The organism is Actinophytocola sp. KF-1 (assembly GCF_054661535.1).
Window position 1 is genome coordinate 288977 of sequence record NZ_BAAFVK010000008.1, and the last position, 24611, is coordinate 313587.

The following is a 24611-nucleotide window of genomic DNA, read 5'->3' on the forward strand; positions in this document are numbered from 1 at the left end:
CGGTGATCCCCTAGGGTGCCCCGCATGTCATCGACGACCGCGGACACCGGTGCTAAGGACGTGACCGGCCGGGACTGGGCGTCGCCGTTCGCGGTGCGGCCCCGGTTGGTCCTGGCGAGTGCGCTGATGCTCTTCCTCGAGCTGGCGCTGATCCGGTGGACCGGGTCGAACGTGGTCCACCTGAGCTACTTCTCGAACTTCGTGCTGCTGGGGTCGTTCCTCGGTATCGGCATCGGGTTCCTGCGGTCCGGGCGGGCCCGGCGGCTGCCGTTCTACTCGCCGGTGGTGCTCGCCGCGCTCGTCGGGCTCGTCGCGTGGCGGCCGGTCACCGTGGACCAGAGCGGCTCGGACATGGTGCACTTCACCAGCCTCGCCACCACCGGGCCGTCCGCGATCGTGATCCTGCCGGTGGTGTTCCTCGCGAGCGCGGTGGTGCTGGCCGGGCCCGCGGAACTCGTCGGCCGCTGCTTCCGCGAGCTGCCCCGCCTCACCGCCTACCGCTACGACCTCGTCGGCAGCCTCGCCGGGATCGCCGCGTTCACCGGGCTCTCGTTCCTCGGCGCCCCGCCGATCTGGTGGGGACTCGTCGTCACCGTGCTGTTCTGCGTGCTGCTGGTGCCGGGCCGCCGCCTCGTCGCCACCGCGGTCGCCGCGGCCGTCGTCGGCGTGCCGATGCTCGTGCTGCTCGGCGTGCTCTTCGCCGAGTCCACACAGGACAACCTGCGGTGGACGCCCTACTACAAGGTGGAAACCGCCGAGCAGGAGTGGCAGGGGGTGCCGATCACCACCGTCTCCGCCAACGGGGTGCCGCACCAGAACGTCATCCCGGCGGAGACCCGGCTCCGGTGGTCACCGCAGTACGGCCTGCCCTACGAACGCGCCGCGAACGGCCCGGGGAACGTGCTGATCGTCGGCGCGGGCAGCGGCACCGACGTCGCGATCGCGCTGCGCAACGGCGCCGAGCACGTCGACGCCGTCGAGATCGACCCCGGCCTGCTCCGGATCGGCCGCGAACGGCACCCGGACCGGCCCTACGCCGACCCCCGCGTCACCACCCACGTCGACGACGGCCGTGCCTTCCTGTCCCGCACGGACGAGAAGTACGACCTCATCCTGTTCGCGCTGCCCGACTCGCTCACCCTCGTGCAGGGCGCCAGCTCGCTGCGGCTGGAGAGCTACCTGTTCACCGAGGAGGCGTTCCGCAGCGCACGCGAGCACCTCACCGACGGCGGCGCGTTCGCGATGTACAACTTCTACCGCGAGGACTGGCTGATCGACCGGCTCGCCCGCACCGCGGAGACCGCGTTCGGCCACAAGCCGTGCGTGGACGCACTCGACGACGAACTCCGCCAGGCCGTGATCACCGTCGGCCTGGCACCGTCCGGTCAGCGCTGCGCCTCGGACTGGCAGGGCGCCGCGGCCGGCACACCACCGCCCGCGACCGACGACCGCCCGTTCCTGTACCTGTTCACCGACCGCATCCCCACCATGTACCTGGTCACCGTCGCGTTGATCGTCGCGGCCGGGGTACTCGCGGTCGGCCTGTTCGGAGGTGGCGGGTCGTACCGCAGGATGCGCCCGTACACCGACCTGTTCCTGCTCGGCGCCGGCTTCATGCTGCTGGAAACCAAGAGCGTCACCGGGTTCGCGCTCCTGTTCGGCACCACGTGGGTGGTCAACGCGATCGTGTTCGCGGGCGTGCTGGTCGCGGTGCTCGCCGCGGTGGAGGTGACGCGCCGGTTCCGCACCCCACCGCTGCGGGTCATGTACGCGGTGCTGTTCGCCGGGTTGCTGCTCGCGTGGCTGTTCCCTGACAGCTGGCTGCTGTCGATGCCCGTGCCGCTGCGCGCGGTCGTCGCCGTGACGATCGCGTTCCTGCCGATCTTCGCCGCGAACGTGGTGTTCGCGAAACGGTTCACCGACACCGCGGACGCCACCGCGAGCTTCGGCGCGAACCTGCTCGGCGCCCTCGTCGGCGGCTGCCTCGAGTACGTCGGCATGCTCGTCGGCTTCGACGGCCTCCTCGTGGTGGCGGCACTGCTCTACGTCGGCGCGTTCCTGCTCCGCCCACGCACCGCCGCCGCGACCGCCTAGTCGTTGCCGCGACTCCGGTCGGTGGTCGTAGGCGTCAGGGATCGGGTGGCGGGTTGGCCGGTGGCGCGGTTGCGATGATCAGGACTCCTGGGCGGTCGGGGAGCAGGTGGGGTTCGAGGTCGCACGCGGCCATGAATACCTACCGGTCGTCGACCTTCGGATCGGCTGACGCTCAGTTGATCGGGTGTCGGTGGCCGGCCACCGCATCACCTGCTTGACCACGTGGTCGGGTCGGCCGCCGTTGTGGAGCACGTGGCAGTTGATCGACGGGATCCGGGGGTGGGTGCGCAGGAGGTCGCTGTGGCGGCTACCCGGTTCGACGAACTCGTCGTCCGTTACGAAGCCACCGTCCGCGTCGCCCCGATCAACGAATGGCTGTGACCGACTTCGACACAGGCCTCAGGCGTTGCCGCCGAACAGGTCCGTGAAGAAGTCCGGTGGGGCCTGCAGGTCCCTGGCACGGAACAGCACGGCGTGTTCGACACCCATGGCCTTGCCGCCCAGCGCGGTGAACATGGGGATGAAGTCCGCGGGTGCGGGGTGGTCCGGGAGCGCGGCCAGGTACTCGGCGTGTGCCTCGAGCGACGCGATGCCGCGCCGCAGCGGTTCGCCGGTGACGTCGACGCCGTGGGTCGCCTCGAACGTGCCGGGCAGTCCCGGGACGAGGGTCCACCGCACGTCGTGTGGTTCGAGGCCCTCGTCGTCGATCTGCTCCGGGAACACCCACCGGTTGCCCGCGTCGCGGATCGCGTCGGCCGTCGCGAGGCCGGCCACGCGGTGGTCGGCCTGGTCGAAGCCCACCGCCGTCTCGACCTCGTGCCCGCCGTGCACCACGACGTCGGGCTTGAACCGGCGGATCTCCCGGCAGATGTCGCGGCGCAGGTCGAGGTTGTAGACGAGCACACCGTCGGGGTGTTCGAGCACGGTGAGGTGCCGGACACCGACGGCGTCACACGCGGCCCGCTGCTCCGCGAGCCGGATCCGCGCGGTCTCCTCCGGCGGCGTCGGCATGCCCGCCTCACCGCGGGTGAGCAGCAGGTACCCGACCTCGATGCCGCGCGCCGTCCACCGGGCGACAGCCGCGGACGTGCTGTACTCGTTGTCGTCCGGGTGCGCGGCCACGCACAACACTCGGGTGAACGTCTCCTCGGGCAGGGCTGGCAACAGTGATGACGACATGCTCGCCATCCTGCCGGAAACACGTGGCTATTCTCGGACGGGTGCGTGGTGCGGCGGGTGTGGTGCTCGCGGGTGGCCGGTCCACCCGGATGGGGACGGCGAAGGCCGGGCTGGAGTGGCACGGTTCGACGTTGCTCCACCGCGCCGCCGCGGTCGTCGCGCGGTCGGTCGACGGTCCGGTGGTGGTCGTCGCCGCGCCCGGGCAGGAGCTGCCAGAGCTGCCCGCCGGGGTGACGGTCGTCGAGGACCCGGTCGAGGGGCTCGGCCCCATGCAGGGGCTCGCCGCCGGGCTGGCCACGCTCGAGGACCGGGCCGACGCCGCGTTCGTGTGCTCCACCGACCTGCCGTTCTTGCACCCCGCGTACGTCCGGCGGGTGCTGCGGGCGCTCACCGACGACGTCGACGTGGTGCTGCCGGTGGCACGCGGGTTCCGCCAGCCACTCGCCGCCGCCTACCGGACCAGGATCGCCGGGCTGGTCGCGAAGTTGCTCGCCGAGGGCAACCAGCGCCCGGGGATGATCTTCAAGCACTGCGCGGTGACCCAGCTCGACGACGACGCGCTGCTGGCCGACGCCGCCGTGGCGAAACACGACCCGGACCTGGCGTCGGTGCTCAACGTCAACACCCCCGAGGACTACCGGGCCGCCCGCGACCGCGAGCCACCCGAGGTGGTCGTCGAGCGGTTCGGGGCGCTCGCCAAGGGTGGCGGGCACCGCCCGAGGACCGTGCGGGCCGCGACGATCGGGGCCGCCGCCGAGGCCGTCGGGCTGACGCTGGACCGGCACGTCGTGGCCGCGTTGAACGGCGACCAGGTGACCAGGGACGCGCGGTTGCCGCTGGTCGCGGGGGACAGCGTGGCCTTCCTGTCGGCGGACGCGGGCGGCTAGGGCATACAGTCGACACCATGGCGGCAGGTGGATTCTTCGGGCGGGCCCTCGTCGTGGACGTGCACGGCGCGACCGCGACCGGCAGCCCGCTCACCCTCGACGACCAGGTGCTGCGCGCGTACCTCGGCGGGGTCGGGCTCGGCACGTGGCTCCTGCACCGGCTCGCCCCGCCCCGCGTGGACCCGCTCGCCGCCGAGGCGCCGCTCGCGTTCGTGTTCTCCTCGCTCGTCGGCACCCCGCTGACCACGAGCGCCAAGTTCGCCGTGGTCGCCAAGTCGCCGCTCACCGGCCTGCTCACCGACGCGCTCGCGTCCAGCCAGTTCGCCATCGCGGGCAAGCTCACCGGGCACGACGCCATCGTGCTCCGCGGCCGCGCGGACGAGCTGTCCGTGCTGCTCATCGACGGCGACGGGCCGCGGCTCGAACCGGCGCCCGAACTCGCCGGGCTGTCCGCCGCCGACGCGGAGACCACGGCCAGGGAACGGTTCGGCCGCGGCTGGCGCACCGCCGCGATCGGGCCGGCGGGGGAGCGCGGTGTCCGCTACGCGACCATCAGCCACGACGGCAGGCACGCCGGCCGTGGTGGTCTCGGTGCCGTGCTGGGCGCCAAGAACATCAAGGCGGTGCTGGTCAAGGCGGCCACGAAGGTGGGGGCCGCCGACCAGGCCGGTGTGCTCGCCGCCGCGAAGGACCTGCGCGGCCGCAGCTTCGGGCCCGCCACCGCCAAGTACCGGGAGCTGGGCACGCTCGCGAACCTGCTGGCGTTCAACGCGGTCAGCACCCTCCCGACCCGCAACTTCACCGCCGCCACCTTCGACGAGGCGCCCCGGCTGGCCGCGGAGGAACTGCACGAGCTGCGCGGGGTGGCCCGCAACAGCTGCGCGTCCTGCTCGATCGGCTGCGAGCACATCTACGCCCGCAAGGGTGGCGGCAGCCAGCGCATGGAGTACGAGAACGTCTTCGCGCTCGGCCCGCTGTGCGGGGTGTCCGACCCGGACGACGTGTTCGCCGCCAGCGCCCGCTGCGACGAGCTCGGCATCGACACCATCTCGGCGGGCGGCACCGTCGCGTGGGCCATGGAGTGCGCCGAGCGCGGCCTGATCGACGCGCCGTGGCTGCGGTTCGGCGACGGCGCGGCCCTGCTGCGGGCACTGGACGAGATCGGCACGCGGGCGCCCGGGCTGGGGGAGTTGCTCGCCGAGGGCTCGCGGCGCGCGGCCGGGCGGGTCGGGCACGGGTCGATCGACTTCGCCGCGCAGGTCAAGGGCCTGGAGATGCCCGGCTACGAACCACGCAGCCTCCAGTCGATGGCGCTCGGCCTCGCCGTCAACGCCCGCGGCGCCGACCACAACCGCTCCGGCGCGTACGAGGCGGACCTGTCCGGCGACGTGGACCGCTTCCGCGGCGGCGAGGCCCACGTGGCGGCGGCCATCCAGACCGAGGACAAGGCCGCGGTCATGGACTCCATGATCCTGTGCAAGTTCCTGCGCGGGGTGTTCGAGGACCCGTTCACCGAGTGGGCGCGGCTGCTGGCGCTGGTCACCGGCTGGGACCTCGACGCGGACGAGCTGCGGGCCGCCGCGCGCCGGATCGTGCGCGCGAAGAGGGCCTTCAACCTGCGCGAAGGCGCCACCGCGGCCGACGACACGCTGCCCGCCCGGATGCTCGAGACGCCGCTGGAGCTCGGCTCCGGCCGGACCGCCGTGCTCACCGCCGACCGGCTCCGTGCCATGGTCGCGAGCTACTACGAAGCACGGGGTTTGGACCAGGACGGGAAGGTCGCCCAGGCGGATCTGGCGGATCTTCACCTGTAGGCCTAGCGTCGGGCTCAACAGCCGAGAGCCGTAACGGTATGCTGTATGCAATGCCGGACGAGCGAGGAGACGATGACCGTGGAGTTGTTGGTACACGCCTCATCAATCAGGGCGAACGTACTTGCCATGGGTGCATGGTCGTCCGACGTTGTCGTAGCCGCCGGTTATGGTGATCAACGTGCAGGCCAGGTACCGCTATCGGCTCGAACCGACCGAGGTTCAACGCGGAATGCTGGCGCGCACGTTCGGGTGTGCTCGGGTCGTGTTCAACGACGCGCTTCTGTGCCGGAACGAGGCACACCGCTCCGGGGAGCTGGTGTCTTCGACCGAGGTGCAACGGCGGGTGATCACCGAAGCCAAAATGAGCCCGGCGCGGGTGTGGCTGTCCGAGGTGGCGTCGGTCGCGCTGGTGCAATCGGTGCGGGACGCGAACCGGGCGTTCTCGAATTTCTTCGAGTCGGTGAGTGGCAAGCGGCGGGGCCGCAAGGTTGGTCGTCCGCGGTTCAAATCTCGCAAGGACGCACGGCAGTCCGTTCGATTCACTCGAAACGGATTCCGCCTCCGCCCCAACGGGCGCCTGTACTTGGCGAAGGTGGGGGATGTGCGGGTCCGCTGGTCCCGGGATCTGCCATCTGTGCCGTCGTCGGTCACGATCATACGAGAACCGGATGGCCACTACCACGCCTCGTTCGTGGTGGAGGTCGATTCGACACCACTCCCGTGCGTCCAGCAGGAGGCCGGAGTCGATCTCGGGATCTCTCGCCTGATGACCGTCGCCGACACTGCGGGACGACGGGTGGATGTGGCGAACCCGAAGCACCAGCAACGGGCCCAGCGCAAGTTGGCTCGGTTGGAACGCGAAAAGCACCGTCGTACCAAGGGCAGTGCGAACCGGGTGAAGACACGTCGAAAGATCGCGGTGCTGCACGGCAAGATAGCTCGTGCTCGGCGGGATTGCCACCACAAGCAGGCCCTCATCCTGATCCGCGAGAACCAAGCGGTCCATGTGGAGGATCTGAACATTGGTGGCATGGTCCGCAACCACCGGTTGGCGCGAGCAATCTCGGACGCCGGATGGGCGCAGCTCGTTCGGCTCCTGGAAGAAAAGGCCGAGCGGTACGGACGCACGGTGCACAGGGTGTCCCGCTGGCTGCCCAGCTCCAGGACGTGCTCCGCATGTGGTCACGTCATGGACGTCATGCCGCTGAAGATCCGATTGTGGACTTGCCCCGGGTGCGGGGCGCGGCACGACCGGGACCACAACGCGGCCTTGAACATCCTCGCCGCCGGGCGGGCGGAGAGGCGAAACGCCTGTGGAGCCTCGGTGAGTCCATCCTTCTGGAAGGCACAGGGCAATGAAGCAGGAAGCAACCCAGACGCAGCGTAGCCGTGTGGGAACCTCCGGCCTTGCAGCAGGAGGGCACGTCAAGACTCTCGAGGAGCCGGAGACGTCCGTGCGGACGGTCACGGCCGAGATCGACGGCCGGTCGGTGACGGTGCCCGAGGGCACGACGATCTACGACGCGGCGAAGCAGGCCGGGGTCGACATCCCCGTGCTGTGCCACAACGAGCGCTACGACCCGGTGGGCGTGTGCCGCATGTGCGTGGTCGACACCGGCGGCCGCGTGCTGGCCGCCGCCTGCGTGCGGCCGTGCGAGGACGGCATGACCGTCACGACCGACACCGATGAGATCCAGCGCCAGCGGGCCACGCTGACCGAGCTGCTGATCTCCGACCAGCCGCCGCGCGCCGAGGACCCCAAGGCGAACAAGACCGGCGACAACCTGCTGCTGGAGCTGGCCGACCGGTTCGACGTGGCGAAGGAGACGACCGAGCTGCCGTGCGGGTCGGGCCGCGGCGTCGACCTGTCGAACCCGGTCATCGAGGTCAACCACGACGCCTGCATCCTGTGCGACCGCTGCGTGCGTGCCTGCGACGACGTGCAGGGCAACGACGTGATCGGCCGGTCCGGCAAGGGCTACCAGACGCTCATCGCGTTCGACTTCAACGACCCGATGGGCCAGAGCTCGTGCGTGACCTGCGGTGAGTGCGTGCAGGCGTGCCCGACCGGCGCGCTGACGAACAAGGCGATCAACAACATCCCGATCCAGCCGCGTGAGCAGCTCGACGCGGTCGACAGCGTCTGCCCGTACTGCGGGGTCGGCTGCGCGCTCACCTACTACGTGGACCGCGAGCGTGGCGCGATCTCCTTCGCCGAGGGCCGCGACCAGCCGGGGTCGCAGAGCCGGCTGTGCGTGAAGGGCCGGTACGGCTGGGACTACGCCGCCTCGCCGCAGCGCCTGACCAAGCCGCTCATCCGCATCGACTCGGCCTACCCGAAGGGACCGCTGTCGGCGGACGTCCGGGGCGACGGCAACAACGGCAATGACCGGGGCCGGGTGAACGGCGGCGAGCGCAGCGGCGGTGGCCGCGGTGACAAGAAGATGGGCCGCGACGGCCGGCGCAAGCCGGGCGGGCTGGTCGACTACGACGAGGTCATGCCGTACTTCCGCGAGGCGACGTGGGACGAGGCGCTCGACCTGGTCGCCCGGCGGCTCAGGGAGATCCACGCCAAGGGTGGCCCCGGCGCGATCGCGGGCTTCGGCTCGGCGAAGTGCTCCAACGAGGAGGCCTACCTCTTCCAGAAGCTGATCCGCACCGGGTTCGGCACCAACAACGTCGACCACTGCACCCGCCTGTGCCACGCGTCGTCGGTGGCGGCGCTGTTCGAGGGTGTGGGTTCCGGCGCGGTGTCCACGACCTACGGTGACGTCGCGAACGCCGAGGTCGTGATCATCACCGGCTCGAACCCGACCGCCAACCACCCGGTGGCCAGCTCGTTCTTCAAGCAGGCCCGCCGCAACGGCACGAAGATCATCTACGTGGACCCGCGCGCCAGCACGGTGTCCGAGCACGCCGACTACCACTGCCAGGTCAAGCCCGGCACGGACGTGGCGTTCTACAACGCGATCATGCACGAGGTGATCCGGCTCGGGCTGATCGACCGCGACTTCATCCGCGAGCGCACGTCGAACTACGACGAGCTGGCGCGCACGGTCGCGGACTACCCGCCGGAGCGGGCCGCGCAGATCACCGGTGTGGACGCGGACCTGATCCGCGAGGTCGCGAAGGTGTGGGGCGAGGCGAAGGCCGGCGTCATCTACTGGGGCATGGGCATCTCCCAGCACACCACCGGCACCGACAACGCACGCTGCCTGATCGCGCTGTGCTCGATCACGGGCAACGTCGGCAAGCCCGGCGCGGGCCTGCACCCGTTGCGCGGCCAGAACAACGTGCAGGGCGCCTCCGACGCGGGCCTGATCCCGATGTTCTACCCGGACTACCAGGGCGTCGACCAGGAGAAGACGCGGCTGCGGTTCGAGGAGGCGTGGGGCACCAAGCTCGACCCGAAGCGCGGCCTCACGGTCACCGAGATCATCGGGTCGGTGCTCAAGCCGGACGGGGTGCGCGGCATGTACATGCTGGGCGAGAACCCGTTCCTGTCCGACCCGAACATCAACAAGGTCCGCAAGGCGCTGTCGCAGCTGGACTTCCTGGTGGTGCAGGACATCTTCCTCACCGAGACCGCGGAGTTCGCCGACGTGATCCTGCCCGCCTCCTCGTACCTGGAGAAGGAGGGCAGCTACACCAACACCGACCGGCGCGTGCAGCTCGGCCGCAAGGTGATGGACCCGCCCGGCGATGCGCGGGTGGACTGGGAGATCGTGCAGGACATCGCGCAGCGCATCGGCCTGGACTGGCACTACGAGTCGCCGAGCGAGATCTTCGACGAGATGGTCGCGCTCATGCCGTCGTACGCCAATCTCAGGCACGAGAACCTCGGGCTGTCCGGGAAGCTCTACCCGAACGAGGACCCGGACCACTCCGACGGCACGATCGTGTTGTTCGACGAGCGGTTCAACACCGACGACGGGCTCGCGCACCTCGTGCCCGCGCAGTGGTTGCCCGCCAAGGAGCTGCCGGACGCGGAGTACCCGCTGGTGCTCAACACCGGCCGGTTGCTGGAGCACTGGCACACCGGGTCGATGACGCGGCGCTCGTACGCGCTGGACACGATCTCGCCGATCGCCGAGGTGTACATGCACCCGAAGGACGCGGCCGACCGCGGCCTCGCGCACGGTGAGCTGGTGCGGGTGCGGTCCCGCCGCGGCGTGATCGAGCTGCGGGTCCGGATCTCCCACCGCGAGCAGCTCGGCAACTGCTTCATCCCGTTCCACTTCCGGGAGGCGGCGGCGAACCTGCTGACCATCGACGAGATCGACCCGTACGGCAAGATCCCCGAGTTCAAGTTCTGCGCGGTGCAGGTGGAGGCACTGGGCGCGGACCACGTCACCGAGGCAGCGGCGCTGGGAGCGGCGGAATGACACTGAGTCCCGAACGCGCGGCGGAGACCAGGGCTCGTCGGGTCCCCGGCGTGGAGGCGCGCGCGGGGAAGTTCCCCGGCCCGTCGCTGATCCCCGCGCTCAACGCGATCCAGGCGCGGCTGGGCTGGCTGCCCCGCGAGGAGCTGGAGGAGCTGGCCCGCGAGGTCAAGCGGCCGAGGTACGAGATCGAGGGGATCGTCTCGTTCTACCCGCACTTCCGCACCACGCCGCCGCCGAAGGTCGCGCTGCACGTCTGCCACGACCTGTCGTGCTGGCTGCGCGGCGGCGAGGACCGGATCGCGGCGATCAAGGAACAGTACGGCGCGGACACCGACGTCGAGCTGGTCGAGGTCTCCTGCCTCGGCCGCTGCGACACCGCACCCGCCGCCGACGTGAACGAGCACCCCGTCCCGATGTCCGATGTGGACGCCGTGGTCGCGGCGGCGCGTGGCGACGGCGTCGCGGCGGCGGTGGCGGCGACGCGGACCGAGCCGTGGCCCAACGACCCGTACCCGCGTGGCTCGGGAGCCGGGGACCGGTACGCGTCGCTGCGTGCGCTGCTCGCCGGTGAGCTGACCGCGGACGAGGTCGTCGCCACGCTGTCGGCGTCCGGGCTGCGCGGCATGGGCGGCGCCGGGTTCCCCACCGGCAAGAAGTGGGAGCTGGTCGCGGGCACCGACGACCCGGTCAAGTACGCGATCTGCAACGCCGACGAGTCCGAGCCGGGCACGTTCAAGGACCGCCAGATCCTCGCCGACCAGCCGCACCTGGTGCTCGAGGGGCTGCTGCTCGGCATGGCCGTGGTCGGCGCGCAGCAGGGTTACGTGTTCATCCGCCACGAGTACGGGCCCGAGGAACGGGTGCTGCGCGCGGAGATCGACGCGCTGCGTGCCGCCGGGGTGATCGGCCCGGACGCGTGCGGCAGCGGGCGGCGGCTGGAGCTGGAGATCTTCGTCTCGCCCGGCGGGTACATCCTCGGCGAGGAGACCGCGCTGCTCGAGTGCATGGAGGGGCACCGCGGCGAGCCGCGCAACAAGCCGCCGTTCCCCGGCAACTACGGCCTGCACGGCCGCCCGACGTTGATCAACTCGGTGGAGACGTTCGCGGACGTGCCGGTGATCCTGCAGCGCGGCGCCGAGTGGTGGGGTGCGCAGGGCCTCGGCGACTCGGTCGGCTGGAAGTTCTTCGCCGTGTCCGGGCACGTCGCGAACCCCGGCGTGTACTGCGTGCCGATGGGCACCACCGTGCGCGCGCTCATCGACCTCGCGGGCGGTGTGCAGGGCGGCAAGGCCGTCGGTGCGGTGCAGCCTGGTGGGGCGTCGTCGAACTTCATCGGCCCCGACCAGCTCGACCTCGCGCTCGACTTCGGCACGCTCGCGCAGGCCGGGACGATGCTCGGCTCGGGTGCGCTCGTCGTGATGGCGGAGGGCACCGACCTGCTGGCCGCGGCCACGAACGTGCTCCGGTTCTTCCGCAACGAGTCGTGCGGCAAGTGCGTGCCCTGCCGGGTGGGGTCCACGAAGGCGCACGCGTTGCTGGCCGGCAAGTCCGCTGTGGACGACGACGAGCGGTCGCACGTGCTGCGGCTGGAGGAGGCGATGCGGAAGACGTCGATCTGCGGGCTCGGGCAGGTCGCGCTCGGGCCGGTGGTGTCGGTGCTGGGCTTGGACAAGGGCGGGGCAGCGGCCCGGCCGCAACCCCGCCCCGAAGGTGCGAAGGAGCAGCCGGATCGTTGACCGGTAAGGAGTTCTTCTCTGCCCGCACGGTCGCCGAGGCGCTCGCGGGTTTTCGTCCGGACCACCGGACGCCGGTCGAGTCCGTCCCGCTCGCCGAGGCGCTCCACCGGGTGCCCGCCGCCGACATCCCGTCACCGCACGCGCTCCCGGGCTTCGTGAAGTCCACTGTGGATGGCTACGCGGTGCGCGCGGCGGACACCTACGGCGCGTCCGACGGCCTGCCGTCCTACCTGGACCTGCTGGGCGCGGTGCGGATGGGCGCGGCACCCGAGGTCGCGGTGCGGCCCGGTGGCGCGGTCGCGATGCCGACCGGAGGAGTGCTGCCCGAGGGCGCGGACGCCGTGGTGATGGTCGAGTACACGGCCGAGACCATGCCCGGCACGATCGAGGTCACCCGGCCGGTCGCGCCCGGCGGCGGGCTGGTGCGCGCGGACGAGGACGTGGCGGCGGGAGCGCCGCTCGTGCCCGGCGGTCGGCCACTGCGCGCGCCCGACCTCGGGTTGCTCGCGGCGGCCGGGGTCACGTCGGTCGCGGTGCACGCCCGGCCCCGCGTCGCGATCATCTCCACCGGTGACGAGGTCGTCCCGCCGTCCACGGTGGAACTCACGGCCGGGCAGGTGCGGGACGCGACCGCCTCCGCGCTGGCCGGGCTGGTCGCCGACGCGGGTGGCGAGCCGGTGCTCGCCGGGATCGTCAGCGACGAACCGGGTGCGTTGAAGGACAAGCTGACCGAGGTGCTGACCGGCGCCGACCTGGTGGTCGTGTCGGCCGGGTCGTCGGTCGGCGCGCGGGACGAGACCGCGGGCGCGGTCGCCGCCGTGGGCGACGTCTGGTGCCACGGCCTCGCGATCAAACCGGGCAAGCCGACGCTGCTCGCGGACTGCGGCGGCATCCCGCTGATCGGGCTGCCCGGCAACCCGCTGTCCGCGCTGGTCGTGTTCGGCCAGGTCGGGATCCCGTTGCTGTGGCGGCTGTCCGGGTGCGAGACCCCGCCACCCGTACCGAGCACCCGGGCCCGGCTGTCCCGGGACCTCGCGTCCGCGGCGGGACGGCTCGACGTGGTCCAGATCCGGCTGCGGGACGGCATCGCCGAGCCGGTGTTCGGCCCGTCCGCGCTGCTGTCCGTGCTCACCCGCGCCGACGGGTACCTGGTCGTGCCGGAACCGGCGACCGGGCTCGACGCGGGCACCGAGGTGGAGGTCGTGCTGTACCGATGAACAGCCCGTTCGTCTCCGACGTCCCCGCCGCCGCGGCCCACACCGCGTGGCGCGAGGCCCGTGCCGCCGCGGGCTGCCCGCCACGCGCCGGGGTCGCGCGGGTGCCGGTCGGTGCGGCCGTCGGCCGGGTGACCGCCGAACCCGTGTGGGCGCGGCGGTCCTCGCCCGCGTTCGACTCGTCCGCCATGGACGGGATCGCGGTCCGCGCGGCCGACACGGTCGGCGCCGCCGAGACCACGCCGGTGCTGCTCACCGACTTCGAGGTCGTCGACACCGGCGACCCGCTGCCCGCGGGCTACGACGCGGTGATCATGCGCGAGCACGTGCACCGGGTCGGCGACCAGGCCGAGATCCGCGCCGCGGTCCCGCCGTACCAGCACGTCCGGTCGATCGGCGAGGACATCAGCGCTGCCGAGCTGCTGCTGCCGGAAGGGCACCGGCTGCGGCCGGTCGACGTGGCCGCGTGCGCGGCCGCCGGCGTGACCGAGCTGGCCGTGCGCAGGCCGCCGGTCGTGGCGGTCATCCCGACCGGCGACGAGATCCGGCCCCTCGGCGCGGCGCTCGAACCGGGCGACATCCTCGACACGAACTCGCTCATGCTCGCCGCGCAGGCCCGCGAGATCGGCTGCGAGGCACGGGTCGCCGAGATCGTGCCGGACGACCCGGACGCGATCACCGCCGCGCTCCGGTCGGCCGCCGCGACCGCGGACCTGGTCCTGCTCGTCGCGGGCTCCAGCGCGGGCCGCGACGACTACACGTCCCGCGTGGTCGCGGGCGCGGGCACGCTCGCGGTCCACGGCGTCGCCGTCCGGCCGGGGCACCCGGTCGTGCTCGGCGTCGTCGACGCGACGCCGGTGGTCGGGGTGCCGGGCTACCCGGTGTCGGCCGCGCTCACGTTCGACATCTTCGCCGCGCCGGTGCTCGCCGAGCTGGAAGGCGCCGCGCCCCGCGAACGCCCGTCCACCACGGCCCGCCTGGCGCGGAAGCTGCCGTCGGCGATCGGTGTGGACGACTGGGTCCGCGTCCGGCTCGGCCGGGTCCGCGACCGCGTCGTCGCGACCCCGCTGCCACGCGGCGCCGGGGTGCTCACCTCACTGGTGCGCGCGGACGGGCTGCTGGTCGTGCCGTCCGGAGTGGAGGGTCACCACGCGGGGGAGGAGGTGCGGGTCGAGCTGCTGCGCGGGCTGTCGGAGATCGACCGGACCATCGTCGCGATCGGGTCCCACGACCTCGTGCTCGACCTCGCCGCGTCGGCGCTGCGGGCCGACGACCCGCTGATCACGCTCGCGTCGTCGAACGTGGGATCGCTCGGCGGGCTCGTCGCGTTGCGGGACGGCCTGTGCCACCTCGCGGGCTCGCACCTGCTCGACCCGGCCACCGGCGAGTACACGCTGCCCTATGTGGACAGACTGCTCGACGGCGACGTCGCCGTGATCCGCCTCGTGCACCGCGACCAGGGCCTGATCGTCGCACCCGGCAACCCGCTCGAACTGGCGAAGATCGACGACCTCGCCCGGCCGGGGCTGCGGTACGTCAACCGGCAGCGCGGGGCCGGGACGCGGGCGTTGCTCGACCACGAGCTGGCCCGGCGTGGCATGGATCCGGCGGACATCCCCGGTTATGCGCGGGAGGAGCACACGCACCTGGCCGTCGCCGCCGCGGTGTCGGCGGGCCGGGCCGACGCGGGGCTCGGGATCCTCGCCGCGGCACGCGCGTTCGGCCTCGACTTCGTGCCCGTCGCGCAGGAGCCGTACGACCTCGTGCTGCGCGCCGATTCTCTCGACGACGACCGGCTCGCTCCGCTGTGGGCCCTGCTCGACCGCGCGGATTTCCGGGCACGGGTGGAGGCGCTGGGCGGCTACTCGTGCGTGGAGACCGGTAGGAGAATTCGCTGACCGTTGCCCGGGGAGTGCGCGGCGGTGCCGACCCGCTGGGATCGGCTCCTGCCAGGGTTAACCCGACTTTGACGGGAGCCTCCGCGTTCGGTGTGGGGGCAGGGCCCGTTCTACGTTCGGATGGGTCTTTCCTGGGCTTGTGGGTTGGCCTTGTTGTGGGTTTCCCTCCGGGGGGTCCTCGCCGGACGGGCTGGTCTCCGGGATGGCAGCGGGTCTTGCACGGGGTTGGGTTGGCAGGGACTGGTGTCCGTTGTCTGCCTGCCATCCCGTCGACCTCCCGGAGGGCTATCACACCGCGTCAAGGGGGCCCGGCGGCTTTGGGCATGTGGTTGGTTCGTGTTTCGGGCCCCCTTGACCCGGTGTGATCGGGCTTCGCCAGGTCGACGGGATGGCAGGCAGGCAGTCCTTGTGTGGGTGGGGTTGCGCTTGCCCGTCGGTGCGGCTTGGGGCTGTTGTGGGCCGGGTGCTCCGCCTGGCTTTTGTGTCCTGAAAGGCGCGTTCAGGACAGTGTCGATGTGGCGGTCCGTGTCCGGGCTTGGTGGTTGGCCTTGTTGTGGTTTTCCCTCCGGGGCCTCGCCGGACGGGCTGATCTCCGGGATGGCAGCAGCAATCCTTGTGTGGTGGGCTGAACGGCGCTGTCAGGGCACCGCGGTGTCGGTCAGGCAGACACCGCCGCTTCGTCCAGCCGTTCGAGGGTGCCGGTGTTCGTGAGGTCGTAGCCGTCGAGCGTTGCCATGGCCGTGCGGGTTTCCCGGTCTCGCAGCGCGGACAGGAGGGGCTGTGCCGCGCCCAGGGCCGCGCCGCTGAGCACGATGTCGTAGGACTCCCAGGTCAGGGGCACGAAGTGGAGACCGAGGTCGGTCGCGGTCGCGCGCAATCCCAGTGCCGCGTCGGCGATTCCCGCGGCGACGGCGAGGCCGGTCTCCAGGTGCGAGTCGAGTTCCGGGCCGTGCACGGTGTGTGGTGCGATGCCCGCCTCGATGAGGAGTTGCTCCAGCAGCACGCGGGTGCCCGCACCCGGCTCGCGCCTGGCGACCAGCCTGCCGGACAGGTCGGCGACCGACCGGATGTCCGTGCGCACCAGCAGGCCCTGCTCGCGACGCCACAGGTGGAGCAGGTGCGGGTCCTTGCCCCGCAACAACGCCGTCGCGAACGGACCGTTGTAGCCGCCGGTGTGGTGGCGGAGGTGGATGGCCGCGCCGTCCGCGTCGCCGCGTGCCAGGGCACGCAGCGCATGGAAACTGCCGCGGCTCCCGACCGGGACCACCGCGGGCGCGGTGCGGTCGAGCAGGATCTGCATCGCCGGGTCGTCGCTCGCTGCCAGCCGGAACACCCGGTCGGCGTCCAGGAGCCTCGCCGCGGCGAGTGGTCCGTCGCCTGCCACGCGTGCCCGGCGCCGGTCCGCCACCGTGATCACGGCCGCGTCGGCGAGGTGCCGGTAGGCGCGGACGACCGTCGACGACGTCGTGCCCAGCTCGTTCGCGTAGGAGCGGACCGCGGGTAGTTCGGCGCCCGCCGCCAGGTCGCCCGCGCGGATCCGGCGGGCCAGCTCGGTGGCGATTTCCAGGTAACGCGTCATCACTCCGCCTCGGTATCCTTGTACCGGTCTGTGATGCTACAGAAGGAGACAGTGGATGCGACGAGTTCGTTGTGCGGCCGCCCTCATCGCCGTTCTCGTGTCGCTCACGGCGTGCGGCGGGCCGAGTAAGGCGGCCGGGCCGTCGGGCGAGAAGTCGCTGATCCTCGCCACCACCACGAGCACGCAGGACTCCGGTCTGCTCGACGAACTGCTGCCCGCCTTCACCGCCGACACCGGCTGGCACGTCAAACCGGTGGCCGTCGGCAGCGGGCAGGCCATCGAGCTCGGCCGCCGCGGTGAGGCCGACGTCCTGCTGGTGCACTCCCCGAAGGCCGAGGAGGAGTTCGTCGCCGAGGGCACGGCCGGGGCGCGGCGCCTGGTGATGCACAACGACTTCGTGCTCGTCGGACCCGAGGCCGACCCCGCCGGGATCCGCGGTGTCCCGGCCGCCGACGCGATGCGGCGGATCGCGGACGCGCGGGCGGGGTTCGTCTCGCGCGGCGACGACTCCGGCACCCACGCACGCGAGAAGCAGCTGTGGGAGGCGAACGGCATCGTCCCGGCCGGACAGTGGTACCGCTCGACCGGGCAGGGCATGGGCGCCACGTTGCGCGTCGCGAGCGAGACGTCGGCCTACACGCTGACCGACCGGGCGACCTACCTGTCCCAGCGGGGAAACCTCGACCTCGCGGTGCTCAACGAGGGCGACAAGGCGCTGCTCAACATCTACCACGTCATCGAGATGACGAAGCGGGCGGGCGACCGGGTCCAGCCGGACGGGGCGAAGGCGTTCGCCGACTGGATCACCGGCCCGCGCGCACAGCGGATGATCGGCGAGTTCGGTGACGCCGAGCCCCTGTTCGTGCCGGACGCCGGCAAGGACGAGTCGGCGCTGGGGAACTGACGGCGTGGACGTGCTCGGCGACGGCCTCCTCGAAGCGCTGCGGTTGCTGCTGACCGGCGACGAGGACACGTGGGCGATCACCGCGCTCACCCTCGAGGTGTCCCTCAGCGCCACCGCCATCGCCTTCGTCGTCGGCGCCCCCGTCGGCACCGTCCTGGCGCTCGGCCGGTTCCGCGGCCGCCGGGTGCTGCTGGCGATCGCCAACACCGGCATGGGGCTGCCGCCGGTCGTCGTCGGCTTGTTCGTCACCGTGCTGTTGTGGCGGTCCGGACCGCTCGGCGCGTTCGGCCTGCTCTACACCCCGGCCGCCATGGTCATCGCGCAGGCCGCGATCGCCGCGCCGATCGTGACCGCCCTGACCGCCACCGCGCTGCAGCAGGTCGACCCGGACTTCCTGCCGCAGATGCGCGGGCTGGGCGCCACCCGCACGCGGGCGATCGGCGCACTGCTCGCGGAGGCGAAGCTGCCGCTGCTGGCCGCGGCGATGGCCGGGTTCGGCGCCGTGGTCAGCGAAGTCGGGGCCGCCCAGATGGTCGGCGGCAACCTGGCGGGGGAGACCCGGGTGCTCACCACCGCCGCCGTGCTGGCCACCAGCCGCGGCCAGTTCGCGCTGGCCATCGCGTTCGGGCTCGTGCTGCTCGTGCTCGCGTTCGCCGTCAACCTCGTCGGCACGCTCGCGCAACACCGCAGGCAGGTGCACCGGTGAGCATCGGCTGCCGCGATCTGCGCGTCACCGCGCACGGGCGCGAACTGGTGTCCGTGCCCGCGCTGGACGTCCCGGCGGGGGAGACGCTCGCGGTCCTCGGCCCCAACGGCGCGGGCAAGTCGACGTTCCTCCGCGCGCTCGCGCACCTGGGCACCGCGTCCCGGTCCGGAACGGTGCTGCTCGACGGTGCGGTCGCCACCACCGCCCAGCTCCGCCTCGCCGTCGCCGCGGTGCTGCAACGCCCGGTGCTGCAACGGAAGTCGGTGCTCGACAACGCGGCCGCGGGCCTGCGGTTGCGCGGGATCCGGCGGCACGAGGCCCGTCGTCGCGCCGAGCCGTGGCTGGCCGCGCTCGGCGTCGCGCACCTCGCGGGCCGCCACGCCCACACGCTTTCCGGCGGCGAGGCGCAGCGGGTCGCCATCGCCCGTGCCCTCGCCGTCGCGCCGCGCGTGCTGCTGCTCGACGAGCCGTTCAGCGGCCTCGACGCCACCACGCGCACGGACCTGCTCGCCGACCTGCGCGCCGCGCTGGACGAGCAGGACGCCGCGGTCGTGCTCGTCACGCACGACCGCGAGGAAGCCCGTGCGCTCGCACGCCGCACCGCCCTGCTCGTGCGCGGCGAGATCCGGCAGCTCGGCGCCACCGCCGAGGTCTTCGACGCGCCCGCCGACCTGGAGTGCGCGACCCTGCTGGGGTTCACCACCCACCTGCCGTCCGCGCTCACCGGGCACCACACGACGCTCGTCGCCCGGCCCGAGCGCTGCCGCCCCCTCGCCGACGCCGCCCCGGCGCCACCGGACGCGATCGTCGTCGAGGGTGTCCTGCGCCGCGTGGTGCCGCTCGGCGGCGCGTTCCGCCTCGACGTCACCACGACCGCGGGCACCACCGTCACCGCCGTGACCACCGAGGACGTCGGCACGGCGCCGGGCAGCCCGATCCGTGTCGCCGCGGCCAGGGAGCACCTGCGCGCGTGCGCGGCACCGATGCTGTCCGAAGAGGACGGTCCGGTCAGCGCGGCGGCGCCACCACGCGGCTGACCTCGCGTTCGACCGTGGTCCGCTTGCCCGCGGTCTCGAGGTAGAGGACGTCCTTGTCGCGGACGTGCGGGTTGCTCAGCACCGCGGTGGTGTCCTCGGCCAGCCGGTGCAACTGAGTGGCCCGGTCGACGTCCGCGGCCGCCCACGCGCCGTCGGTGAAACTGCGCTGGGTCGCCCCGACGAGGGACTCGCTGCCGTCGGGTTGGAAGTAGACGTTCAGCGTGCCGTCGTGGTCCCACCACAGGTCGCCGACGAACCCGTCGCGGGTGCCGCACCGCGCGGTCGCCGCCGCCACCGGCGTGGTCTCGGCGGTGCCCGCCGCGAGATCGAACAGTGTCACCGTGGCGCACTCGTTCACCTCCGGCGCGTCCCACAGCGCGAGTTCGGCGCCGTCCGGGCTGAACTGCGCCGCCTCGAGAGGACCCGGCCGTCCCGTCGTGAGCAGGCGCGGCGTGCCGGCCGGCCCGGCCAGGTACAGGGGTCGCGGCGTCGACGACATCGAATACGAGTAGCCGACCAGCACGGTGTCCGCCGTGCCCGCGAGCAGCTGCGGCGCGTACTGCCTGTCCAGGTCGTCCCGCCAGGCCGGTGCCGTGGTCCCGGTCGGCTCCGGGGCCGGCGATCCGGCCGCGAGATCGGTCCGCACCAACCGGTTCGCGCGGTCGAGCCAGGCGATCGTGCTCGCACCGAAGGGCACGACCGTCTGGCACTGGCACTCCAGGTAGCGGTCGAAGCAGCCATCGCACGGCACCGACGTGACCTTGCCCGTCGCCACCGCGACGGCCTTGACCGCGCCGTCGCCCGCCAGGCTGAAGGCGTACCGCCCGTCGGTGGTGAACGCCGGGTCCGTGCCGAGCCCGAGCTGCGCCCGGCCGATCTCCTCGGTGCCGTTCATGACGACGAGGTCACTGGTCGTCTCGACGATCGTCGGCCCGAAGTGGATGGTCTGGTACGCGTACACCCTGGGCGGCTTCGGCGCGTCCGGACCGGACGGCGACGACCCGCACGCGACGACGAGCGCCCCCGCCACCGCGACACCGAACCCTGCCCAACGCTTCGACACCCGTGCACCTCCCGTGCGGTCCGGCCGCCAGTACAACCGGCGAACGCCGGGACCGGTCCCGGGATGGCACCTTGTTGCCGCGCCCGGGGTGCGGTCGTCAGCGCGGGATTCGCGCGATCGGCTCGCGGTACGCCGTCACGTAGGCCAGCTGCGCGCGGAACCCGGCCTCGGTCCTGGCGTGGTACGCGGCCTCCGCCTGCGGGCCCGCCGCCAGGTCCCACACCTCGCCGGTGCGCTTGACCACCACGAAGGTCGCCACCGGGTGGCCCGTCACGCCGCCGTACTGGATCGGGCCCTGGGTCGCCAGGAACGCCCAGCCCCGGTCGATGACCTGACCGATGACGCGCTCGCCGCGGTGGGCGGCGAGCCACGCGTGCACCTGCTCCCAGGACAGGTCGTGCGCCGGGTCGTGGACCACACCCGTGGCGCTGTCGGTGTCGAAGAAGGACGTGCTCACCGCCCGGCGCAACCGGCGGTCGCTCGACACCCGGTGCAGGTCGGTCGCACCGGACATCGCCCAGTACTCGCCGGTCCGCTTGCGCACCAGCAGCGCGCGCCCGTCGTCGAGGCGCACCTGGAAAGCCGCCGGGCCTTCCTCCACCCACTGCTCGGCGTCGTGGGTGTGGTAGACCGCCGCGACCCAGGCGACCACGTCCGCCCTGCTCAGCTCCGTCACGTCACCACCCCGTGAGGAGTGTACGAGCAGGCCCGGTCGCGCCGGGCGGGGCCGATCAGTCCCAGACGAGGCAGAACGGATGACCGTCCGGGTCGCGGAACACCCGGAAGGTGCTGTCCTCGTGCGCGTCCCGCACGCGGGTGGCGCCGAGGGCGAGCACCTTGGCCTCGGCCGCTTCCGGGTCGGCGACGCGCACGTCCAGGTGCAGCTGCTGGGATCCCGCCGGGTCGGGGAACTCCGGTGGCCGGTGCTCGGGGGAGGTCTGGAACGACACCTTCCGCCCCGCACTGTCCACAATGGTCACCCAGTCCGGTTCCTCCGTGGTGATCTCGGCGCCGAGAAGTTCGGCGTAGAACCTCGCCAGCCTGGCCGGGTCGCGGGTGTCGAGCACTACGGTCTGCAGCTGTCCGATCATGGGGGGCGGTTTCCCCGGAGAACTCCGGCGAAACGGCGGGGTGGCCCGGCGGGCGGCAGAATGGCGGCGGAAGGGGGCGGGGATGGGCGAACTCGACGTGCACGCCGACCGGATCTGGGAGGTGGCGCTCGCGCTGCACGGCGACCCGGAACTGGCGTTCGCGGAACACCGGGCGGCGGACCGGTTGTGCGCGGAGCTGGCGGACTTCGAGGTGACCCGCGGGGTGGCCGGCATGCCGACGGCGTTCACCGCGCGGCACGGCGCCGGAAGGCCGACGGTGGCGCTGTTGCTCGAGTACGATGCGCTGCCGGGCCTCGGGCACGCGTGCGGCCACAACCTGATCGCCGCTGCCGGGCTCGGCGCGGCGCTGGCCGTGCGGGACGCGCTGCCCGACCCGGACGGTTCGCTGCTGGTGGTCGGCACCCCGGCCGAGGAGGGCGGCGGCGGCAAGATCGTCGAGGTGGCGCACGGCGTGTTCGACGACGTCGACGCGGCGCTGATGTTCCACCCCGGCGCGCACGACTGGATGTGGGCGCCGCTGACCGCGCAGGTCGAGCTCACGGTGACCTACCACGGCCGCACCGCCCACCCGACGGGCAACCCGACCGAGGGCATCGACGCGCTGGCCGCGCTGGTCCAGCTCTTCACCACGGTGGCCGCCGTCCGCCCGAGGCTGCCCGCCGGGTCCCACGTGCAGGGCATCATCACCCACGGCGGCGAGGCGACGAACATCGTCCCGGACCGCGCCGAGGGGCGGTTCGGACTGCGTGCGCTGACGTCGGCGGCACTGGCGGACCTGGTGGACCAGGTGACGATGATGGCCACCGCGATCGCGACGGCGACCGGCACGACGGCGACGGTCACGCGGGAACGCGAGCCGTACCACCACTTCCGCAACAACGCGACGATCGCGGCCCGGTTCGCCGAGCACCTGGCGGCGTCCGGCATCGCGCTCACCGAACCGGCGCCCGGGGTGTTCCTCGGCTCGTCGGACATCGGCAACGTCAGCGCGGTGACGCCGGCCATCCACCCGTTCGTCGCGATCGTGCCGCCGGACCAGACCGACCACACCCCGGAGTTCGCCGCGGCGGCCGCGAGCCCGCGCGCCAGGACGGTGACGGTCGCGGCCGCCACCGCACTGGCGGCCACCGCCCTCGACCTGCTGACCGATCCGGCCCTGCGTGCGACGGCGTGGGCGGAGTTCGCCGCGACCAGCCAAAACGAGGCATGACGTCCCGATCGACGGGTACCCGGGCGTCATGCTGACACAGATGCGCGACTGGATCGCCTCGCTGCTGGGCAGGCGGCCGAACGGGACGGGCCCGGAACGGGAAGGCGACGTGCCCGACGACCACGGGGTGGCCCGCACCCGCGCGACCGGCGGCCAACCCGGCCGCGACCACGGCGACGACTCCTCCACGACCGGCCCGGGCGAGAACGAGGAGTTCGTCGGCCGCGTGGCGGGCAACGACGACGTCGGCGCGGTCGGCGAAACGGGCGCGGAAGCACGCTCCCGACGCGACGACTGACCGGCGTGTGCGCGCACGCGGGGTGTGTCCGGCGCCGGGCAACCACACGATCGTGAGGTTTGCCGAGCTGAAGGAGCGGGTAGGCCGACGTGACCCCGGGCGATGACGCACGGCCGGCGACAGGAAACACATGCGCGGCACAGCAGTGGACGACAGACAACCGCCGCCTCTGGTCATGCACCTGACGGGTGCTGGTCCGGAGGCGGTGTCCGCGGTACGCACGTCGATCCGGCGGTTCCTGAGCGACCTCGACGAGGGTGACTTCCCGGACGTCCTGGTGGTGGCCGTCGAACTCGTGACCAACGCGCTCGAACACGGCGGCGGACCGCAGTGGATGCGGGTGTCGCGCGAGCAGGAGGCCGGGCTCGTCCGGGTCGAGGTGCGGGACTCCAACCTCGCCCCGCTCACACCCGGCACGTCCCGTTTCGGCGTCGCCGCGCACCGCGGCAACGGGCTGGTGCTCGTCGGGCGCATGTCGGCGGACTGGGGCGTCGACGGCGACGAACGCACCGGCTGCAAGACGGTCTGGACGACGGTGCCGAGCGAGGCAAGCGCCTGACCGCTGGTCGGGCCGGTGAGGCGGATCAGCCCGTCTCGGTGGCGTCCTCCAGGGTGGGGACGATGTCGATGGCGTTGTCCGCGCCGGTCAGGGTGATGGTCCGCAGGACGGCGGCGTGGTCCGCCACGACACGCAGCCGCCTGCCGCGTTCGGCGTGGCGCTGGGTGTGGAGGATGAGTGTCGCGATGCCGGCCGAGCTGAGGTAGGTGATGCCGGTCATGTCCACCAGCACGGCCGACGGCGGCGGCGTGGCCTCCGCGGCGGCGTCGAGGTGCTTGACCAGCCGGTCGGTCGAGAAGGCGTCGAGTTCTCCGCTGGCGCGCACGATCACCGTGTCGTCGTGTTGTTCGTGGCTCACCTGGAACCCAGGTTCATCGGACTCGGTCACGCCAGGGCCTCCCGACTGAAAGGTTCTCCACCGGAATTGGCGGACGCGTACGGCGATTCGTCACGGGAGCGGCCCCGGTCGGTTCTTTCCGCGGGCTTGTCACATCGTCTCGCTCGCATCGCGGCTTCGTACCCCGATCGGGTGACCGCGAAACTCGGGTGTGCTCACGGTCGCGTTCCGGTGCGCGTGGCTTCCTCGACGGAGTGGTAGAGGCTCAGCACCTCGTCCAGGCCGGTGACCTGGATGGGCCTGATGACGGGCCGGTTGGAGTCCACGACGATGCGCAGCGGCTCCCGTCGTTCGCGCGCGTGGCTCGTCGCCCGCACCAGCGCGGTGAGACCGGCGGAGCCGAGGAACGCGACCGAGGTCAGGTCGAGGATGCAGGGTTCACCGCGCCGCTCGTCGATGGCCGCGGTGATCGCCGCGCACAGTGCCTGCGCGTTCTCCACGTCGATCTCGCCCGTGACGGTCAGGACGAGGATGCCGTCGACCTCGCGGTGGACGATCTCCAGCCCGGCCGCTTCGCTCTCGACGCTGTCGCTCACGGC

General features: G+C 72.3%; 21 protein-coding genes. 14 read left to right on the top strand and 7 right to left on the bottom strand.

From position 1 onward, the window contains the following. The first annotated feature begins 24 nt into the window (after nt 1-24). On the top strand, nt 25-2094 hold the full coding sequence (locus ACYQ77_RS25310) for a spermine/spermidine synthase domain-containing protein (RefSeq protein ID WP_459715437.1): 2070 nt from the start codon (nt 25-27) through the stop codon (nt 2092-2094). Nucleotides 2095-2493: 399 nt separating this feature from the next. Here ACYQ77_RS25310 and ACYQ77_RS25315 read toward each other — a convergent pair whose 3' ends face one another. Then, a complete protein-coding gene (locus tag ACYQ77_RS25315; RefSeq protein WP_459715439.1) occupies nt 2494-3273 on the bottom strand; it encodes a PIG-L deacetylase family protein in 780 nt (259 codons plus the stop codon). A gap of 41 nt (nt 3274-3314) precedes the next feature. Here ACYQ77_RS25315 and mobA point away from each other — a divergent pair, with 41 nt between their 5' ends. The 7 genes from mobA to ACYQ77_RS25350 all read left to right on the top strand — a co-directional run bounded on the left by mobA (nt 3315) and on the right by ACYQ77_RS25350 (nt 15207). Beyond that, complete coding sequence (gene mobA / locus ACYQ77_RS25320; protein WP_459715441.1) at nt 3315-4160, top strand: molybdenum cofactor guanylyltransferase; 846 nt, start codon at nt 3315-3317, stop codon at nt 4158-4160. Nucleotides 4161-4177: 17 nt separating this feature from the next. Further along, entirely contained in the window at nt 4178-5974 is a 1797-nt protein-coding gene (locus ACYQ77_RS25325) for an aldehyde ferredoxin oxidoreductase family protein (protein ID WP_459715443.1), read from the top strand. Between the two features lie 166 nt (nt 5975-6140). After that, nucleotides 6141-7361, top strand: coding sequence for an RNA-guided endonuclease InsQ/TnpB family protein (locus ACYQ77_RS25330; protein WP_459715445.1), 1221 nt, complete (start codon nt 6141-6143; stop codon nt 7359-7361). 67 nt (nt 7362-7428) lie between these two features. Next, nucleotides 7429-10359: a formate dehydrogenase subunit alpha gene (gene fdhF, locus ACYQ77_RS25335; protein WP_459715447.1), complete on the top strand. Its 2931-nt coding sequence runs from the start codon at nt 7429-7431 to the stop codon at nt 10357-10359. Further along, nucleotides 10356-12095, top strand: a complete 1740-nt coding sequence (locus ACYQ77_RS25340) for an NAD(P)H-dependent oxidoreductase subunit E (protein ID WP_459715449.1) — start codon at nt 10356-10358, stop codon at nt 12093-12095. Before fdhF ends, ACYQ77_RS25340 begins: the two co-directional genes overlap by 4 nt. Beyond that, nucleotides 12092-13312, top strand: coding sequence for a molybdopterin molybdotransferase MoeA (locus ACYQ77_RS25345; protein WP_459715451.1), 1221 nt, complete (start codon nt 12092-12094; stop codon nt 13310-13312). The genes ACYQ77_RS25340 and ACYQ77_RS25345 overlap by 4 nt, the downstream gene beginning before the upstream one ends. Beyond that, on the top strand, nt 13309-15207 hold the full coding sequence (locus tag ACYQ77_RS25350; protein ID WP_459715453.1) for a molybdopterin biosynthesis protein: 1899 nt from the start codon (nt 13309-13311) through the stop codon (nt 15205-15207). Before ACYQ77_RS25345 ends, ACYQ77_RS25350 begins: the two co-directional genes overlap by 4 nt. Nucleotides 15208-15865: 658 nt before the next feature. Here the strand turns inward: ACYQ77_RS25350 and ACYQ77_RS25355 are convergent. Further along, on the bottom strand, nt 15866-16786 hold the full coding sequence (locus ACYQ77_RS25355) for a substrate-binding domain-containing protein (protein ID WP_459715455.1): 921 nt from the start codon (nt 16784-16786) through the stop codon (nt 15866-15868). 55 nt (nt 16787-16841) lie between these two features. Between ACYQ77_RS25355 and ACYQ77_RS25360 the strand changes: the two genes are divergently transcribed. From ACYQ77_RS25360 to ACYQ77_RS25370, 3 genes are read left to right on the top strand one after another with little or no spacing between them, the layout of a single operon-like run. Next, nucleotides 16842-17690: an ABC transporter substrate-binding protein gene (locus tag ACYQ77_RS25360; protein ID WP_459715458.1), complete on the top strand. Its 849-nt coding sequence runs from the start codon at nt 16842-16844 to the stop codon at nt 17688-17690. 4 nt (nt 17691-17694) lie between these two features. Beyond that, complete coding sequence (locus ACYQ77_RS25365) at nt 17695-18396, top strand: ABC transporter permease (RefSeq protein WP_459715461.1); 702 nt, start codon at nt 17695-17697, stop codon at nt 18394-18396. Next, complete coding sequence (locus tag ACYQ77_RS25370; protein WP_459715463.1) at nt 18393-19433, top strand: ABC transporter ATP-binding protein; 1041 nt, start codon at nt 18393-18395, stop codon at nt 19431-19433. Before ACYQ77_RS25365 ends, ACYQ77_RS25370 begins: the two co-directional genes overlap by 4 nt. On the opposite strand, the gene ACYQ77_RS25375 is transcribed toward ACYQ77_RS25370, so the two are convergent. The 3 genes from ACYQ77_RS25375 to ACYQ77_RS25385 all read right to left on the bottom strand — a co-directional run bounded on the left by ACYQ77_RS25375 (nt 19405) and on the right by ACYQ77_RS25385 (nt 21587). After that, on the bottom strand, nt 19405-20496 hold the full coding sequence (locus tag ACYQ77_RS25375) for a hypothetical protein (RefSeq protein WP_459715465.1): 1092 nt from the start codon (nt 20494-20496) through the stop codon (nt 19405-19407). The genes ACYQ77_RS25370 and ACYQ77_RS25375 overlap by 29 nt on opposite strands. A gap of 97 nt (nt 20497-20593) precedes the next feature. Continuing rightward, nucleotides 20594-21172, bottom strand: a complete 579-nt coding sequence (locus ACYQ77_RS25380; RefSeq protein WP_459715467.1) for a hypothetical protein — start codon at nt 21170-21172, stop codon at nt 20594-20596. Nucleotides 21173-21227: 55 nt separating this feature from the next. Beyond that, nucleotides 21228-21587 carry a VOC family protein gene (locus ACYQ77_RS25385; RefSeq protein WP_459715469.1) on the bottom strand — a complete coding sequence of 120 codons (360 nt, stop codon included), beginning with the start codon at nt 21585-21587 and terminating at the stop codon, nt 21228-21230. A gap of 82 nt (nt 21588-21669) precedes the next feature. Between ACYQ77_RS25385 and ACYQ77_RS25390 the strand changes: the two genes are divergently transcribed. The 3 genes from ACYQ77_RS25390 (at nt 21670) to ACYQ77_RS25400 (ending at nt 23675) form a co-directional block, all read left to right on the top strand. Then, complete coding sequence (locus ACYQ77_RS25390) at nt 21670-22818, top strand: amidohydrolase (protein ID WP_459715471.1); 1149 nt, start codon at nt 21670-21672, stop codon at nt 22816-22818. Nucleotides 22819-22858: 40 nt separating this feature from the next. Continuing rightward, nucleotides 22859-23116, top strand: a complete 258-nt coding sequence (locus tag ACYQ77_RS25395) for a hypothetical protein (protein WP_459715473.1) — start codon at nt 22859-22861, stop codon at nt 23114-23116. Nucleotides 23117-23246: 130 nt separating this feature from the next. After that, complete coding sequence (locus ACYQ77_RS25400) at nt 23247-23675, top strand: ATP-binding protein (protein WP_459715475.1); 429 nt, start codon at nt 23247-23249, stop codon at nt 23673-23675. Nucleotides 23676-23700: 25 nt separating this feature from the next. Here ACYQ77_RS25400 and ACYQ77_RS25405 read toward each other — a convergent pair whose 3' ends face one another. Together ACYQ77_RS25405 and ACYQ77_RS25410 are read right to left on the bottom strand one after the other, a co-directional pair. Next, the gene (locus tag ACYQ77_RS25405) at nt 23701-24063 is read right to left on the bottom strand and encodes an STAS domain-containing protein (RefSeq protein WP_459715477.1); all 363 of its coding nucleotides are present in this window, start codon (nt 24061-24063) and stop codon (nt 23701-23703) included. Between the two features lie 164 nt (nt 24064-24227). Beyond that, nucleotides 24228-24608: an anti-sigma factor antagonist gene (locus tag ACYQ77_RS25410; protein WP_459715479.1), complete on the bottom strand. Its 381-nt coding sequence runs from the start codon at nt 24606-24608 to the stop codon at nt 24228-24230. Between the last annotated feature and the right edge of the window lie 3 nt (nt 24609-24611).